This is a genomic window from Nocardia pseudovaccinii (assembly GCF_050942345.1).
Taxonomy (GTDB): Bacteria; Actinomycetota; Actinomycetes; order Mycobacteriales; family Mycobacteriaceae; genus Nocardia; species Nocardia pseudovaccinii.
In genome coordinates, this window is record NZ_CP192074.1 from 5,426,010 (window position 1) to 5,442,099 (window position 16,090).

Consider the following 16,090-nt stretch of genomic DNA (forward strand, 5'->3'; position numbering starts at 1 on the left):
CTACCCCGACCGCGTGATCGCGTCGATCAGCACCCCGTGCAACATCCGTGCTTGCACACTCGCCTCGCTGGCGCGCAGCACGACATCGGCGAACGCGGCACCGAGCGCTCGGCTCACGTCGAATCCGTCCGCACCCTCGGAATCCCCGGTCAGCTCGGCACGCCAACGCCGATAACCGCGCACCACCTCTGCGAGCGTGGTGTACTTTCCCGCCATTCGATGCATGTACTCCGCAATCAGCACGTGCTGTGCTGTCCTGCGCGCGACACCGCCACCGGCGAAGTCCAGTGCCCGGCCGAATTCGCACAGGGTCGCCACATAGACGGCCGGAACCTCCGATTCGCCCTCGGATTCCGACGTTTCGACTACGCCGCCCGACTCTCGTGCCGTCTGCTCGTCGAGAGTGATCGATGGCTGGCCCCTGGTCGGGTCACCGCGCGATTCGGAACTCCATCGCACCTGACGTCGGTCCTCGAGGTCCGATATCGCAACGACATCGAGCGAAATCACCGGATAATCGGTCAGCACTCGATCGACGGCCGCAGCGAATGCCCGCACAGCCGGTTCCTGCAGGCCGGGTGTGTCGAACCCGCTGACCTGCACACCGTGTCGCTCAGCCAAACTCCGTGCCAGCCAAGCGAGTACAGCGTTGCCAGCCCGCTCCTCCGGGCGGCTGCGCGCGGGTCCGCGTTGCCGTTCTTCGGTGGGTTTGTTCGTGCGCGGCGGGGAGACGGACCGCGGACTCGACGGGGTGGCCGCAGGCCCGCCGGGTGCGCGGGGCGACCGCCCGGACCACGGGGTTTCTCTGCGTCCCGCGCTGACCGTTGAACCCACGCTTCGGGTGGCCGCAGCGTCCGGCGCATGGGGGACATTCCGCGCGGTGGCCGGAGGCGACACCGGCGAGGATGGAAATCGACGGCCGGGCTGCTCGCCAGGTTTTTCACCGCGGCGTCGGCCCGCCGCGTCGGTTGATGGGTTCAAGCCCTGCGGACCGTCCTGGGCGGCGGACCGGCCGCGCGAACCATCCGGACTCCGCGACCAGCCGGGCGATGCTTGCTCGGCAGGGTGGATCCGATCTCCGGCCCCCGCCGGTGTCGCGACCGGGTCGGGTGCCATGCCGGATTCGGTGCCCGCGGAGGGGCCCGTAACCGTGGACGGACCTGCAACCGCGCCATTGCCCGGCGAATACATGTCTGACCCGCCGCCCGGAGACGGATCGGTCGGTGTCGTACCTATGGGGTCCAGCGGGTCGGCCAAGTCGGCGATTCGACCAGCGCCGATCGCGTCTTGAGCTTCGAAATCGTGTGCGGCGGTGTTGATTCCATTGGCCATGTCGTGCAGGCTTTCCGCCATCGACCGCAGGTTGGCCAGCAACTTGTCGGTGTGCGGCTTGAAATCTTTGGCGAACGCCAGGCCCATGTCGTCGTCACCCCAGCACCCGTCGGCATATGCGAGGGCATCACGCAGCCCGGTGTAGGTCTGGCCCACTTGGTTGCCAAGTTCGGCCAGCCGAGCGCTCTGATTTCGCAGATTGTCTGGATCCACTCGGACTTCAGGGTTCACGTTGCCGCCTCGCTCCCGTCAGACGCGGCCGTCGCTGCGATAGCGGAACCGGCGCTCGAAATCGGCCACAAACACCGACTGCGGCACCGAGGAGGTCGAGCGCTCCACGACACCGTCATCGGCAACGTAGAAAACCGCACGGTCCAAAGCGATTTCACCGGCAGGCACCGGCGAACGCACCATCCACCCCACACCGATACGATCGGCCGTCAACGCCGACAACAGATATCCCGTGGGGTCCAGACCTCGCTGCCGGATATGCTCCCGGACCAGATCGAGCGCCTCCGTCGCACCGATCCCGCCGTTGTCGGGCGCGATCACGCCCGCGATCGCGAACTGGAACAGAGCGCCTGCGATATCGGTCCGCTCGCCGTCACCGAATACGTCCACGATCGCATCGCGAGTCACCGTGCCCGCCTGCCCCGCGACTACCAACCGCTCCACGGCATCCCGCGTTCGGCCCGATCGGTCGGCCAGCAGATCACCGATCACCCCGGCAACCGCCTCGACTGTCCACACCGCAGGCACTGCCGGCGCGCACTCCGACATCGGCGCGGACTCACCCCGATACCACTGCCCTGCCTCCCACCAGTAACAAAACGACAGCAAACCCGTTGCCACCCGCGCATTGAGCACCGGATCCGCCACCCAATCCGGAGCTCCCGCAAAGAATTTCGGCATCCCGGCCCCCACGTTGTGCACGGCGTCCAGCACCGGCGCGTTCCACACCCCGCCCGACAACACCGCCCGATCACCAGGTAACAGGGTCAACGTCGAACCACTGTGTCCCGCGCTTTCGAATATTCCCACCGACGGACACACCCGCGGCCCCAATAGCGAACCAATCGCCACGAACGCCGCCGACAACACCGCCCACCGCGCCCACAACACGGTGAGATCCGGCAACTCACCCGCTACGGCTGCCGCCCGTACCCCCGCCCGCTCATCCGCGCGCGCCGCCTCAGCGGCCTGCCGCGGGGGCCTGGACCGCCACTCGCCCCGCCCGACATACGCTGCCAACCACACCGGCAACCGATCCTGCGGATAGATTTCCAAATCGGCCAGATATGCATCCGTAGTAAACAACTGCTCACCCGGAAACGGCTCCGCACCACGGTCCTCCACAACCTCGGCGCCATCGGCATCGATCCGCACCAGCAATCGCCACCACGGCCCATCACCCGAGGCAGCCGACGCCCGCCGGTGCCGACGCACCACATCCCATATCGCATCCGGTACCAGACACCGCGCCGACCGCACACCGTCGTCGACCATCAACAGCGCCGATTCGGCAGCGACCGTCATCGCGAACCGGGCCTCCAATCGCCGCCACCCGGCCGGCACGAGTCCACGCAGCCCGCTCACGACCTGATCCGCCAAACCGGCAGGGTCGTCCGCTCTCCCCTCCACCACGTCACACTCCGTGCTGCCGGACCTCATTGCAGATCCCCTCGAATGCAGCCTCCCGGTGCCACAGCAATTCCAGATCGACCCACAGCGATCGACTCACACCACACTCCCGATATTGCGCACGGACAAATCGCGATAAGCTTGACCGGATAGGTAGGTCCGAATCATCGGGTGGTTGAGTCCGCCCACATCATGGTGGCCGACCAGACTCCGACGGACGTCCTTGCCATCTCCAGCGGCGCAGTCATTTCCACCACGGATCACCCTTCACCATACGAACCTTGGCGCCGCAGATAACGCTGTTCGAAACCGATCACGTACACCGAGGGCGCGATCGACGACGTCGAATGTTCCACGACACCGTCATCGGCGACATAGAAGATCGCCCGGCCGATCGCGATCTCCCCGCGCGGCACCGGCACGTACACCATCCAGCCGACGTCGACGCGGTCGGCGGTCAGTTCCTCGACAGGATACCTGGTCGTATCCAGACCGCGCTCCAGGATGTACGTACGAACACGATCGATCGCATCCCCGGCCGAAATCGGCTGCGGCAGTTCGCGTGCCGTCACACCCGCGATCGAGAACTGGCGGAGCACGGCCTCGATGTCGAAATCCTCCGCCTCGCCGAAAACGTCCGAGACCATCGCGCGGGTGACGATCCCCACCTGTGCGGCCGACACGAGCGCATCGGCCGCGTCACGTCGCCGGGTATCTTCACGATCGGGCAGTTGACCCGTCACGATATCGACCACGGTGCCGACAGTCCACACACCGGGAACCGCCGAACCGCACCGTTCGGGCGACGGAGATTCCCCCCGCCACCACCGCCCCTCCTCCCACCAGTAGCAGAACGACAGCAGACCGGCCGCGGCCCGCGGATTCAACACCGGATCTGCCACCCAATCCGGCGCTCCGGCATAGTAATTCGGCATCGGTGCGTCCTCGTTGTACACCGCATCCAACTCCGGCGGATTCCAGACCCCGCCCGACAGCACCGCACGCCCACCGGGCAGCACATAGAGGGTCGAGCCAGACCTACGGGAGCTCTCGAACCAACCCAGCGAGGGCAGCATGCGCGGCCCCAACGGCGATCCGACAGCGACGAACGCCGCCGACAGCACGGCCCATCTCGCCCACAGCACCGGCAGATCGGGCAGTTGGTTCTGCAGCGGCACCGGCCGTACCCCGGCGGCCCGGTGGGTGTGCACCGCGGTCACCGCCGACCGCGGGCTGCGTGTCTGCCGCTCGCCGTGGCCGATATAGGCCGCCAGCCACACCGGAAGCCGATCCCGTGGATACGCCGAAAGATCGGAGCGATAGACCTCCGGCGCGAACAGCTGACCGTCCGGAAACGGCTCCTCGCCGTAGTCGTAACCGAATTCGGGCGCGCCGGCCTCCGACGACCACAACAACAGACGCCACCATGGCCCTTGCTCGAGCCGCGCCGACACCTCGCGTAGCCGCCGCACCGACGCGAGCACCGCGTTCGGCGGATCCACTCGGACGGATCGGTCGTCGACGGTGAAGACGACGTCGACAGCCTCCTCAGCAACCGTGAGCGCAAAACTCGCGGCCATCGACTGCCACCCGGGGGGACCTGACTCCGCGATCTCCGCCGCGACCTGTTCCGCCAACCGCGTCATCTCGTCATCGACTGCCTGCGCGGTGGACGGCGACTCCCGATCCGTGTCCGCGCCGTCGGCGTCAGGCTGCTTCATGCCCACCTCTCTTCGAATTCCGCACTGCCGCAGCCGATCACCGCTGCTGCGCACCACCCAGGTTGCATTCGGGCAGATCGCGATAAGCATGACCTCATAGGTGGCTCCGAATCATCGGTAAGCGAATATGCTTGCCCGCACTGGTTGCTCCGGATCGGATTGGAGCCAGGAACAACCGGACACTCCGTGACCAGATCCGTGGTATCGCGGGAAAGAGTGTCGCCCTGCCTGCCTCGACCACTACCGATGCGCTCGGTCTATCTATCCGGAAATCCTGGCTATCGGTCTTACATGGTGAGTCAGAGGCACCGAGCATTCGCGTGATCGGATCAATGGAATGTGCGCAGAAAACCTCTCGGAGGCGTTGTCAGCCATCCGCGACATATTGGTGAAAGATATGAAGGATGTCGCGAAGTTGCGGGCGCAGCCACTGTCCGCTCCCGCGGATGCACTTTCGACAGCGCAGCGTGAGGCAGAGCAGGACCACGAGCCCGCGGATGGATCCGTATCACTTACACGACACCGACATCCATCCCGTCGATATCGGGTGTCCGGGGCCGTGGTCGCCTGGATCGGTTACCCGGCGGCACCTACCACGAGCTACGCTAGGTGCACGAGATCTACATCGATACCCAAATCCCCGTAACCCATTCGGTCACAGCGTTATACCCCAAATCTGCTATCTCCTTCCCAATGGCCTTGCCGCGAAATGCCGACCCTTGGACCGCAATTCATGAACCCGCCCGTACAGTGCAGCGATACGCCCTGGGACAGCAGCAATGTGAGCTATACCGATACGCGCACCAATGCGGTCGCCGCACCGATAATGGCCCGGAAACACGAACATAACGAAGACTATGACCAGCGCGTATGCAGTCCGCCATCGACCGCACGTAGCGCTGATCCACGAGCAACGAAGTTGCCGGATCGCCCCGGTTCACACCGGAAGGGATCCCGGAACTCGAATTTTGCTGAAAACGAAATCCAGCCGCCGGCAGCGGTCGTTTTTTCGAATGTCGTCAACACACGTGGATATCTGCCCGCCCGTAATATGTGCTCGGCGCACGCCGAGCCTCCGACGGCGACTCAAAGTTGGTGTAGCGGTATCAACCTATAGGTAGATATCGCACATAGGCAGGTTGGCGGGTTTAGGGGGATTTCGATGGCAGCGTGTCCGACCGACCGGCTACCCTGCTCGGTGTGTCAGCGCAACGTCCCCTCGGTGGTGGTTCCCTGCCGGCAGCGGCCAGTGATTTCGTCGGACGAGAACGAGAGCTGGAAAAAATTGCAACACTATTCTTGTCTTCGACGCGGCTCATTACCTTGATCGGCTCGGGCGGAATCGGTAAGACGCGACTGGCGACCGAGGCCGCCCATCGCTATTACAAGGCTCGCCGGGTACCGATCCACTGGGTCCGACTGGCCCGACTCCCCGCAGGCTCGGACACAACGGCGGTCGAAGACGAACTCGCACACTCGATCATCGACGTCGACTTCTCCAACCGATCGACCTGGGACGCGCTGATCGATACATTCACCAGAAGCGACGGCGCCAGCCGTAACCTGCAGACGATTCTGGTGATGGACAACTGCGAACACGTCCTGGCCGGCGCCGGCCAGGCAATAGCGGCCTTGCTGGACGCGGTGCCCGGGCTGACGGTGCTGGCTACCAGCCGCGAGGCGATCGGCTGGGTCGACGAGCAATTGGTGCCGGTCCCAGCGCTACCGCGCGAACAGGCACTCGCCTTTTTCCGCGCCCGAGCCGAGTTGAGCGGTCATCCCATTTCCGGTGATGGCGATGCCGCACTGGCCGGCTCGATCTGCTGGCACGTACACAACCACCCCCTCTACATCAGGCTGGCCGCAGCTCGGCTGATACGCCAACCGTTGCCGATGATCCTGCGTGATCTCAGCGGCGCCGACGGCGACCGGCGGCTGCGCTGGTCGCATGGTCCACGGGTCGGCGCCGACCAGAGGCATTGGCGCATCCACGATGTCATCGCCTGGTCGTATGACCTGTGCCAGGACAACGAACGGCTGCTCTTCGAACGAATGTCGGTCTTCGCCGCCGGTTACGACGGCAACCCCGACGACGAACACGGCATGCCGGGGCGCGATGTGGGTGCCGAACTCGAAGCGATCGAGGCAGTGTGCGCCGATGATGACGGCGCCGGTATCGCCCGCGACGAGATCGAGGGTTTGCTGGAACGTCTTGTGGACCAATCGCTCGTCACGGTGCACCGGACACCGAATGCGGTCCGGTATTCATTGCTGGAGAGCCTGCGGGTCTTCGCCCAGCAGCGGGTGAGCGAGCGGTCGGCGGGCGCGGAGTGGGAACGGCTGTCCGGTAGGCACCGCCGCTACTACCGGGACAACGCCGTCCGCGCCGGGGCCGATTGGTTCGGCCCGGCCGAGCAAGACCTGCTGGACTGGGCTCGTGCGGCGTGGGACAACCTGCTCACCGCGATGGACAGCAGCCTCGCCACGCCCGGGGAGTCCGCGATCGGACTCGAGATCGCGACCGGACTGATCGCTCTGCGGCTCCCGTTCTTCATGGGTTCCTTGCGTGAGTCCCGACGCTGGGCTATGCGCACCCTGGAAGCGACTCGCACTCTCGATCCGCAGCCGGTCGAACTGCAAACCTCGTCGATGGCGCTGACCGCGTGGGTCACCTCGTGCCAGGGCGTCCACGACGATGCGGCGCGGATGCTCGACGAATGTGTGGCCGCCTGCATCACCGATGCGGCAGTGAGATCGCACTGGCGAGACGATCCGGTGGCCGATCCCGGTTTGCCCGCCCCCGTCGACTTCGCCTGGGGCACCGAACTGCTCTTCGCGGATGATCCACGCTCGATTGTGGTCCTGGCACGTGCGCGCGAACGGTTCCGCGAATATGGCGATGAGGGCGGTGCCGCCATGAGCGAGCTGTTCCAGGCCCTGGCGGCGGGACTGCTCGGTACGGCGTCGCAGGCATTGCAGATCGCACAGGGTTATCTTGACCGTGCCACCCGATCGGGTGCTGGCTGGGTACAGTCCTGGGGCGAACTCGCGTGGGCTATCGCGCTGACTAAGCATGGTGATCCACACGAGGCATTGGCCGTCGGGCGCACTGCACTGACGAGCCAACTGTCGATGCGCGACCAATGGGGAGCGATCTGGGCGGTCCATATCCGCATGTGGACACTGGCACGGTTGATCGCCGATGCGCGTGTCGAGCACGGCACCCAACCCGATTCGGTGCTTCGCTTGGCGTCGGAGATCGCGAATCTCGCCGGCGGTGCCCGCACGGTGCGACGGCGCCTCGGTGTGAACATCGCCAACCTCGGGCCGTTCGGGACCGAAACCGACAAGGCGATAGCCACTGCACGAGATATGCTCGGACACACGGCTTTCACCGCCGCAGAGCAAGAAGGCTCGATGCTTCGACCCGAGTTCGACGAAGTAGCTCGACTGGCACTGGGCACCTTGTCATTGAACAAGCTGACCCTCGACCACCCGGTCCGCCAACACCGCCCATCCAAATGGAACGAGCTGTCAACCGCCGAACGCGAAGTAGCCGTCTTCGCCGCGGCTGGGTGGACCAATACGGCGATCGCGGCCGCCCGTGGCAGCTCGTTCAAAACAGTCGACGCACAGATTGCCTCGATCTTCAGCAAGCTGATGATCAACTCCCGCACCGACATCATCACTCTCGTCCCCGCCGATGCACGGGAAAAGGTCGCACAAGCGGCCGCCCGCCGACCACAGCAGCGAAGATATCGGTAGCCGAATCGCCTCCGCCCCGAATCGCGCTAGGTTGAACGTGCGGTTGCGTCCGATGGTTCCGCGGCCGCCAGTGCGGACGCGACGAGATGCGGCACATGCGAAATCCGCGCCACGGCCCGAGCATGCTCGGACGGCGTCATCATGACCGGGTGCGCACCGGCCAGGACGACCAACTCGACGACAGCGTCGATCGCGGCCGGACTCGTATTCGCTAGCGGGGTGAGGGCCCACGGTCGATCCCGGAACAGATCGGCCGACGCGGCGAGCGGTCCCGAGCGAGCGCTACCAGCCATGGGATGGCCGCCGACATAGTTCGTCAGGTCACAGCCGATCCTCTCTGCCTCGGCCGTAGGAGCCACTTTGACGCTCCCGACATCGGTATAGAAGTGTGCGAGCGATTTGGCCTGGCATTCGGCGAGGACAGCCACGATATCGCTCGGCGGCACGGCCAACACCGCGATATCGACCGGCGCCGCGGGCAGACCGACGACTCCGCCGCGACGCGCCGCTGCCATGGCGGCCGCATACGGATCCCGATCGCACAAATATGTCAGAATTCCCTGTTTACGCAGGGCTAGAGCGATAGACGTTCCGATCATTCCGGAACCGATTATCGCAACCTCGCGCACGGACCGGTCCGGCAGCTTTGTCACCACACTCGACAGAATTCCGAATTGCGGGCAGCACAAATCTTCATTACTCGACCTCATTGGACTCGTTTTCGAGCGGCACAAATCACCACAGGGCGATCTGGATGGGCAACAATGTACTCGGCGTATACCGAGCGGTTCAATAGGGAATACGCATAGGTAGCCGATTTCCATCGAATACCTATAAGCGACTAATACCTAAAGAAACGACCATTTCGGCACAAAATGAGAAACACACGTTTCCACCGCCACCACCGATGCCGCCGACCTACTTATTCGCCGATTCTGGAGTTCCCTCGGACCTGGAATGAGAGGTGTGACGAGCGTGATGTGCTGTCTGCTGCTCACCGGGCTCATGCTGTTCGGGCAACGCAGTGTGCGCATTTACCACACCCTTCGGGCTCGTCATCAGAACCGACGACCGAATCGTCATCCCCTCGAAGTCGTCGTGTCCGGTCACCTTGTCGAGTCGTCGGCGGCGCGCACACCACAGGAGTCGTCATGAGCACAGCAGCACCGGTTCGGGAATCCGCGTCGAATATTCGCCTGCGCGGACCCGCGACCACCCGATGGTTGCGGCGCACGCTCACGCTCACCGCCCTGGTCTGGGCCACCGCGGCGGCTGTCCCCCAGGCTCTCGGGCTATCCGACGCATGGCGGGCCTTCGGAACGGGACTCATTATTCCGGGCGCCGGCCTGTTGTACGCGATGCCGCCGCTGGACCACACCTTTCCCATCGCGATTGTGATCGGCCACGCCGTGGTGATCTGGACCGAGGTCGCGCTGGCGGGTGCGGCGGCGCGCCGCGGCTGCGGTCTGCTGGTCGCCGGGGTGGTCGCACCGCTATTGGTCGTAGCGATCGTTGCCGTGCCGACGGTCGTGGTGGCGGCCGGTCATATTGCCGCGTTCATCGGTGTCCTGGCCGCCGCGAGTTGGGCATTCGCCTTCCGTTCGATAGCGCGGTCGGATCATGTGACCCTGCCGACGATCGTGCTGGTCGCCGCCGCGCTTTCCGCGGCACTGACGCATGTGCACGACAACATGTCGGGACCGATGACATGGGTGTGGTGGGGGGCTCCCGTTGCCGCGGTGGGGCTTTCGGCATTCGTATTGATTCGTGAGCGCATCCGGCACGGTGCCGCCCGTCGGCTCGGGGTCGAACGAGGAGACTATTTGGCCGAGCGGCGACGTCCGGCACGGACAAATCCGGTGCCACTCGACCATCGGACGGGTACGCCTGAGGTGACCGAGGCCGATGCCGATCAGCTGCGATTGCTGCGATATCTGATGAGCATCGCCGCACAGCCGCTCGCCAGCTGGAACGGTTTCGACGCGGAGGGCGCGGGCCCGTTGCAGCAGTACCGCTATCAGCTCAATGCCCTCGGCTGGGCGCTGTCGATGTACGGGTACGCACATACTCCGGCATGGCGCGGACCGCTGCATCGCGCGCAACTCGATGTCGTCGCGCGAATGCAGGACAAGGCGGTCTGGGGATACTGGTACCACCAGAATCTGTTGGGCAACTGGGATTTTCGCGCGCGACGCGGGGATCCGGTCGACGTGCCGCAGAACATCATGTTCACCGGCTACCTCAACCTGCAGCTCGCCATGTTCCGGCAGGCGACCGGTGACCACCGCTTCGACACACCCGGGTCGCTCACCTTCTCCTGGTCCCCCACCGAGCGATTCGTCTACGACCACCCGACGATCAACGACATTGTGATCCGAAACTTCGGCGGTGAACTCAGCCTATGGCCCTGCGAACCGCTGCCGGTCGGCCGCGGCCGCAGGCACGGCCTGGTCTTCCCGTATTGCAACGCGGTGAGCACGGCGGGCGTCGCGATACTCGACGCACTGACCGGGACCGGCCATGCCGCCGATATCAGCCGCCGCTTCCAAAGCGATCTCGATACCGAATTCACCGCCGCCGACGGCGATATCGTCTCCTTCATAGCCTCCGGACTCGGCTTCACCGCACGCGCATTCCGGGGACCGGCAACCACCGCGTCGGTCGCGGCCTTCGTCGCACCGCTACTGCCTGATCTCGCGTGGCGCGCATGGGAAATCCTGCTGCGCGAATGGTTGACCACCGACCGTTTCCGGCGGCTGGGCACCGGCGGATCCGAATCCCCGATCGTCGCGGACTGGGGCTCACAAGCGGCAACCAACGCCGAATCATTCGCGGCGGCAATGATGCTCGCACAGGAATGCGGGGAATCCGATTGGTGCGCCGAACTCTGGAGAGCGGCCACCGAGCAGCTGGGATTCATCGAAGACGCCCGACAACCAGGCGTGTGGAGTTTCGATACCGCCTCCCTACATGCCAACGGCATGCTGGGACTCGGCCGGCTCGGCCGCCCCCACGCCCTCACCGACATGATGTCGCGCCCACGACCACCGCAATGGAATGCAGGCCCCCGAATCTTCGACCTACCACACCCGAATGTCCTTGTGGCAAAGGCAGTTTCCGATGGCCACGGGCTGGACGCGGTGCTATCCCCCGGCCTCGCGCCGGGCCGCTTCGGACTAATACTGGATCAACTCACGCCGGGTGGCCGGTATCTGATCCACGGGGCGGTGGAACAGGAGGTGACCGCCGACGCGAGCGGACATGCCCGAATCACCGTCGAACTCCGCACCCGCGGCGCCATCGAGGTGCGGCCGATCCCGCACGGATCCGCCATCCGTTGACGAGACTATGTCTCGTGTGGATGGTTCGGCCTTCATGAGTTTCAGCCGATCGAACCCGCGCGGCCCAGTTTCTTCGAGTACCGCGCACTGTAGTCGCCCGCCGGAGACGAGCTTCGGTCCAAGCGCTGAACCGGTGATGGGCCATCGGAACGTCCCGAACTATGGCGGCAGCATCCGCCCGCGCAACCGCTGGTCAACACGAAGACCACCGAAGTCGAGACCACCGCTCGTCGACCGGCGGTCTCGCCCCTGTCAACCGGACTCGAACTTCCGGCACAGAGCTCGACCAGCGCCCATCCGGCACCCGACGCTGCGACAGCACATCGGCCGCGACCAGAAATCATGCGGCACAACCGGTTACGACATACCGCCAGCAACTGCGCAGCCCGAACCAACCATGACGATCCGAGACACGGTCTCGGGCATTGAACTCGGGCAATTCCCGCAGAACTACCGATGCGATACAGCTACCTATGTGGCGAACATTCGTATACATCGCCGCTAATTATGCGTCGAACGTGCGCAGTGATGTCGGCCGGTGAATCCAGCGGAAATGGATGAATGTCGAAGGGCATTCGGCACAAACGGAGGGCGCTATGATGTCTCGATCGAAGGTGGCATTGGTCGCCGGGTTGATGGCGACGGGCGTGCAGGTGAGCGGCATCATCGTGCTCGGACACACAGGCGAGGCGGGTCGGGCGGTGACCGTCATCGCGGGCCGCGCGGACCAAGTGAACGTCACTACCGACGCCGCATCCGACCGCGCAACCCCCTCGGATTTCGTGCCCGTCGGACGCTACCAATCCGCGCCGCCCGTCTGGACGGAACCGACAACTCCTCATGTCCCTAATAAGGCCAGATGATCTGTGTCGGCGAAGCATACTGTCGATGCCATCGTTGTTCCCGCATCCCGTCCCGGCAGATACGTGCAGGCGCACGGCCGGCTGGCGGAGCGTCTCGGTTGCACTCTTGTAGTGTTGTGCAGTCAGGGAATCCGCGCGAAGAAGATCATGGAACTGGTCGACACGCCCCGAACCGAAGTTGTGGCTCTCGACTTCGACCGCGACCACTGTATGCCGATCCGTAATGCCTTCGGTACCTCGGAGTTGTTGCTGCACACACCATTCCACAACGACAGTGAAGCAAGCGCGAAACGCAATACGGCGATTGCGCTGTCCCACCTCACTGGATGGGACAGAGTCTTCTTTCTCGACGACGACGTCGCGATCGACGATCCCGACCATATTCGAAGTGCCGCAGGACTATTGGACAAGTATGCAGTGACCGGGCTGACGGTGCACACATTCCCCGACCTCTCGGTCGCCGCGCACGCATACCGAAGACTCGGCGGGCAGGCCAAACCATTCCTGGCAGGTGGTGTCTTGATGACCGCTCCGCGGCGCCGGAAGTCTTTTTTTCCGGAGATATACAACGATGACGCGTTCTATCTGCTCGATGAGCACTCCTTTCCACCCCTTGCCCTGACAGGGCTGGCGACCCAGGACGAATACGATCCTTTCGATGACCCGGCCAGGGCGATACAGCAGGAGTTCGGTGAGGTAGTCGCGATCGGCCTGCATCACCGAACACGAGACGGTGCCAAGCCACACGAGGCGGACCGCGATTTCTGGCGGGACTACCTCCCGATCAGGCGCCGTTTCCTCGACTATCTCTCGACTGAGTACCACGCTCGGATGGATAACGATCCCGACAGCGCGAAGATCATCGCGGCCATTCAGGCCGCCGAAGACACGCTATCGCTCATTACGCCAGCCTTCTGCACCGCATACGTGGACGCCTGGCTGCGTGACCGCACAGCGTGGATCCGCTATCTGGACAGTGTGGCCGACAAGCGAATGACCACCGTGGACGCGGTAGCAGAACTTGGCCTTCCGGCGCTGGTGCTGTCATGACGAGCGGAGATGCCAACGTCGACTTGAGTTTCCACGAAAAGGACGGACGTCTCGCGAGCCGCATCAGAGCGAATAAGCTGTTCGGTGATTTCGACCTGGACGCCTGGATTGCCGAACATGTCGACGGTTTTCGATGGAACTCGGTCCTCGACATCGGCTGCGGCAATGGCAACCACCTGGGCATCTACCTGAGAAGCAGCCCGTCTACGGGTCGCATCGTCGGCATCGATCGCGATCTTGCGTTACTGACGCAGGCGCGGACCCGCTACGGCGGCGCCCCCCGCCTGGAACTGCTGCAAAACTCCATGGATGAGCCACTTCCCTTCGCCGACAACACATTCGGACTCGTCATATCCGTGTTCGCGATCTACAACGCCCGCAATCCCACCACCACGCTGCACGAAATCCACCGAGTCATGCAGCACGGCGCACACCTGACCCTCATCGGCCCGACCGTCGACAACGGCAAAGAACTCTACGAGTTCAACGAACGCCTCACCGAACAGCGAATCGACGAGCGGACAATGGCACGGTCCAGGCGCCTCACCGACGAATTCCTCCCGATCGTCGATGAAGTCTTCGATAGCTGTGACCATCACACGATCGAAGCGAACCTGATCTTTCCCGACCGACACGAGTTTCTGCGCTACTACACCTCGACGATGCTGTACGAGGAGACCGCCGAGAAGCGCGGTTATTCACTCAGTGCCATGGAGGACGCTTGTTCGTCCACCCATGACCTTCGGCTGTCGAAGGAAACCGTGGTAATTACCGCCCTCAAGGCCTAACGAGAGGTGGGGCTGAAGCGAGCCGATGCGGTGGCACCTGGCCGCCGCGACGCGGTTTCGGTATCGACACGTCGTCGGGAAGGCGAACGAATTGTGCGATCGCGAGTTGCCACACCGAGTACCCCGGGTAGGGGTAGAGCTGCAAAGACGTGCGCGTGTACCCATCACTGTAATCCAGTGCACGCACGGAAATTTCCACGGATCCACCGGAATTCAGCCTGTCGCCGAGGTCGATCAGCCGGGCACGGTCGTTGGGATGGAATACCTCGACCGGCCGGACGAGGTGATCCCACCGTATCCATGGGGCAGGATCGGTGAGCCAATGGGCGAGCTGGTGTATGGGAGTTGGAGACCTAGGAAAAGACGACCGGTAGGGTCGACAAGGCTCGGTGGAAGGGACCGGGTCGCCAGGTCAGCTTCTCGGGGGGAATCGCCAGCTGCATACCGGGCAGGGCGTCGAGGAGTTGGTCGATGGCATCTTGGGCGATCAGGTATGCCGCAGTGCGGGCGGGGCACGCGTGCGGTCCCGCGCTCCACGCCAAATGCGAACGGTTGCCGGTGTGTTCACCGACGCTGATAGTCGGATCGTTGTTGCAGGCGGCCATACTGATGACGACCGGCTGATGCGCCGGAAGCCAGACATCGTCGATCAGAACCGGCTGACGCGGATAAGTGACGCAGAAATTCGCCATCGGCGGATCCGTGAACAGGACCTCGTCGAGCGCATCGCGGGTCGATAGGCTCCCGCTGAGTATGCCCCCGCCGAATCGGTCATCGGTGAGCATCAACAACAAGGTGTTGACGATCAAATTCTGCTGCGGCTCGATCCCCGCGCCGTACAGAACGACGAGTTGGTGGATCAACTCCATATCGTCGAGCTTGCTGGGGTGGTGGAGTAGTCGGGTGGCGATGTCGTCACCCGGTTCGGCTCGTTTGAGCGCGATCAACCGCGCCAGCGCTTCGGCGAGCAGCACATTGCCCTGGTCGGCATCGATACCGTCGAACAGCGCTGCAATACCGGCCGCGACATCCTCCCCGATCTGGGGTGGGCAGCCGATCATGGCGTTGACAACCGCAAAGGCAAGTGGGAATGCGTACTCATCGACCAACTCGACCGTGCCTGCCTCGGGAAAACTGGCGATCAGCGGGGCGGCGAGGCCCTCGACCGTGGCGCGCAGTGCGTGAAGATCAAGCTCGCCGATGCTCGCGGTATTCGCCTGTCGATACCGGGCATGCTCGATTCCGCTGCTGCGCAACGCATTCGGACGCCATTCCAGGACGGGAAGCACCAGGCACTCGGCCGGGACAGTCCTCTGCCAAGCACGTGGATCGGCCGGAAAGTGCTCCGGGTCGTGCAGGATGCGAATCGCGGTGCGATATCCGATCACCAGGGTAGCGGGCACTCCCGGGGCCAGATAGACCGGAACCAGCGCGCCGTAGCGTCGACGCATCTCCCGGTAGAAATGGTGTGGATTCGCAGCGAATTCCGGACTGAACAATGCAACCCGTCGATCGTCGGAATCGACCGGCGATTGGTGGTGTGGAATCGAATTGGTCACCAAGACCTGCTATCCCTCTCGTTGGGGTTC

General features: G+C 64.0%; 10 protein-coding genes. 5 read left to right on the top strand and 5 right to left on the bottom strand.

The window, feature by feature from the left end; all coding sequences use genetic code 11:
* The 3 genes from ACQPZ2_RS24515 to ACQPZ2_RS24525 all read right to left on the bottom strand — a co-directional run bounded on the left by ACQPZ2_RS24515 (position 1) and on the right by ACQPZ2_RS24525 (position 4,694).
* Positions 1 to 1,563: a hypothetical protein gene (locus tag ACQPZ2_RS24515; RefSeq protein ID WP_433520594.1), complete on the bottom strand. Its 1,563-nt coding sequence runs from the start codon at positions 1,561 to 1,563 to the stop codon at positions 1 to 3.
* 18 nt (positions 1,564 to 1,581) lie between these two features.
* Positions 1,582 to 2,976, bottom strand: a complete 1,395-nt coding sequence (locus tag ACQPZ2_RS24520; protein WP_433520595.1) for a hypothetical protein — start codon at positions 2,974 to 2,976, stop codon at positions 1,582 to 1,584.
* Between the two features lie 257 nt (positions 2,977 to 3,233).
* A complete protein-coding gene (locus ACQPZ2_RS24525) occupies positions 3,234 to 4,694 on the bottom strand; it encodes a hypothetical protein (RefSeq protein ID WP_433520596.1) in 1,461 nt (486 codons plus the stop codon).
* Between the two features lie 1,200 nt (positions 4,695 to 5,894).
* Between ACQPZ2_RS24525 and ACQPZ2_RS24530 the strand changes: the two genes are divergently transcribed.
* A complete protein-coding gene (locus tag ACQPZ2_RS24530; RefSeq protein WP_433520597.1) occupies positions 5,895 to 8,459 on the top strand; it encodes an AAA family ATPase in 2,565 nt (854 codons plus the stop codon).
* Positions 8,460 to 8,485: 26 nt separating this feature from the next.
* Here ACQPZ2_RS24530 and ACQPZ2_RS24535 read toward each other — a convergent pair whose 3' ends face one another.
* Positions 8,486 to 9,283 (bottom strand): prephenate dehydrogenase/arogenate dehydrogenase family protein, encoded by a 798-nt coding sequence (locus ACQPZ2_RS24535; protein ID WP_433520598.1) that lies wholly within the window; start codon positions 9,281 to 9,283, stop codon positions 8,486 to 8,488.
* A 327-nt stretch (positions 9,284 to 9,610) separates the two neighbouring features.
* On the opposite strand from ACQPZ2_RS24535, the gene ACQPZ2_RS24540 reads away from it, so the two are divergent.
* The 4 genes from ACQPZ2_RS24540 to ACQPZ2_RS24555 all read left to right on the top strand — a co-directional run bounded on the left by ACQPZ2_RS24540 (position 9,611) and on the right by ACQPZ2_RS24555 (position 14,501).
* Positions 9,611 to 11,800, top strand: coding sequence for a hypothetical protein (locus ACQPZ2_RS24540; protein WP_433520599.1), 2,190 nt, complete (start codon positions 9,611 to 9,613; stop codon positions 11,798 to 11,800).
* A gap of 596 nt (positions 11,801 to 12,396) precedes the next feature.
* A complete protein-coding gene (locus ACQPZ2_RS24545; protein WP_433520600.1) occupies positions 12,397 to 12,663 on the top strand; it encodes a hypothetical protein in 267 nt (88 codons plus the stop codon).
* A gap of 147 nt (positions 12,664 to 12,810) precedes the next feature.
* Positions 12,811 to 13,713, top strand: coding sequence for a hypothetical protein (locus ACQPZ2_RS24550; protein ID WP_433520601.1), 903 nt, complete (start codon positions 12,811 to 12,813; stop codon positions 13,711 to 13,713).
* Positions 13,710 to 14,501, top strand: a complete 792-nt coding sequence (locus ACQPZ2_RS24555; RefSeq protein WP_433520602.1) for a class I SAM-dependent methyltransferase — start codon at positions 13,710 to 13,712, stop codon at positions 14,499 to 14,501. Before ACQPZ2_RS24550 ends, ACQPZ2_RS24555 begins: the two co-directional genes overlap by 4 nt.
* Before the next feature lie 353 nt (positions 14,502 to 14,854).
* On the opposite strand, the gene ACQPZ2_RS24560 is transcribed toward ACQPZ2_RS24555, so the two are convergent.
* Positions 14,855 to 16,060: a cytochrome P450 gene (locus ACQPZ2_RS24560; RefSeq protein ID WP_433520603.1), complete on the bottom strand. Its 1,206-nt coding sequence runs from the start codon at positions 16,058 to 16,060 to the stop codon at positions 14,855 to 14,857.
* Positions 16,061 to 16,090 lie beyond the last annotated feature (30 nt).

Coding starts and splice junctions, on each gene's coding strand:
- ACQPZ2_RS24525 (WP_433520596.1), bottom strand. CDS start 4,694: ATGAAGCAGCCTGACGCCGACGGCGCGGACACGGATCGGGAGTCGCCG.
- ACQPZ2_RS24535 (WP_433520598.1), bottom strand. CDS start 9,283: ATGGAAATCGGCTACCTATGCGTATTCCCTATTGAACCGCTCGGTATA.
- ACQPZ2_RS24540 (WP_433520599.1), top strand. CDS start 9,611: ATGAGCACAGCAGCACCGGTTCGGGAATCCGCGTCGAATATTCGCCTG.
- ACQPZ2_RS24545 (WP_433520600.1), top strand. CDS start 12,397: ATGATGTCTCGATCGAAGGTGGCATTGGTCGCCGGGTTGATGGCGACG.
- ACQPZ2_RS24550 (WP_433520601.1), top strand. CDS start 12,811: ATGGAACTGGTCGACACGCCCCGAACCGAAGTTGTGGCTCTCGACTTC.
- ACQPZ2_RS24555 (WP_433520602.1), top strand. CDS start 13,710: ATGACGAGCGGAGATGCCAACGTCGACTTGAGTTTCCACGAAAAGGAC.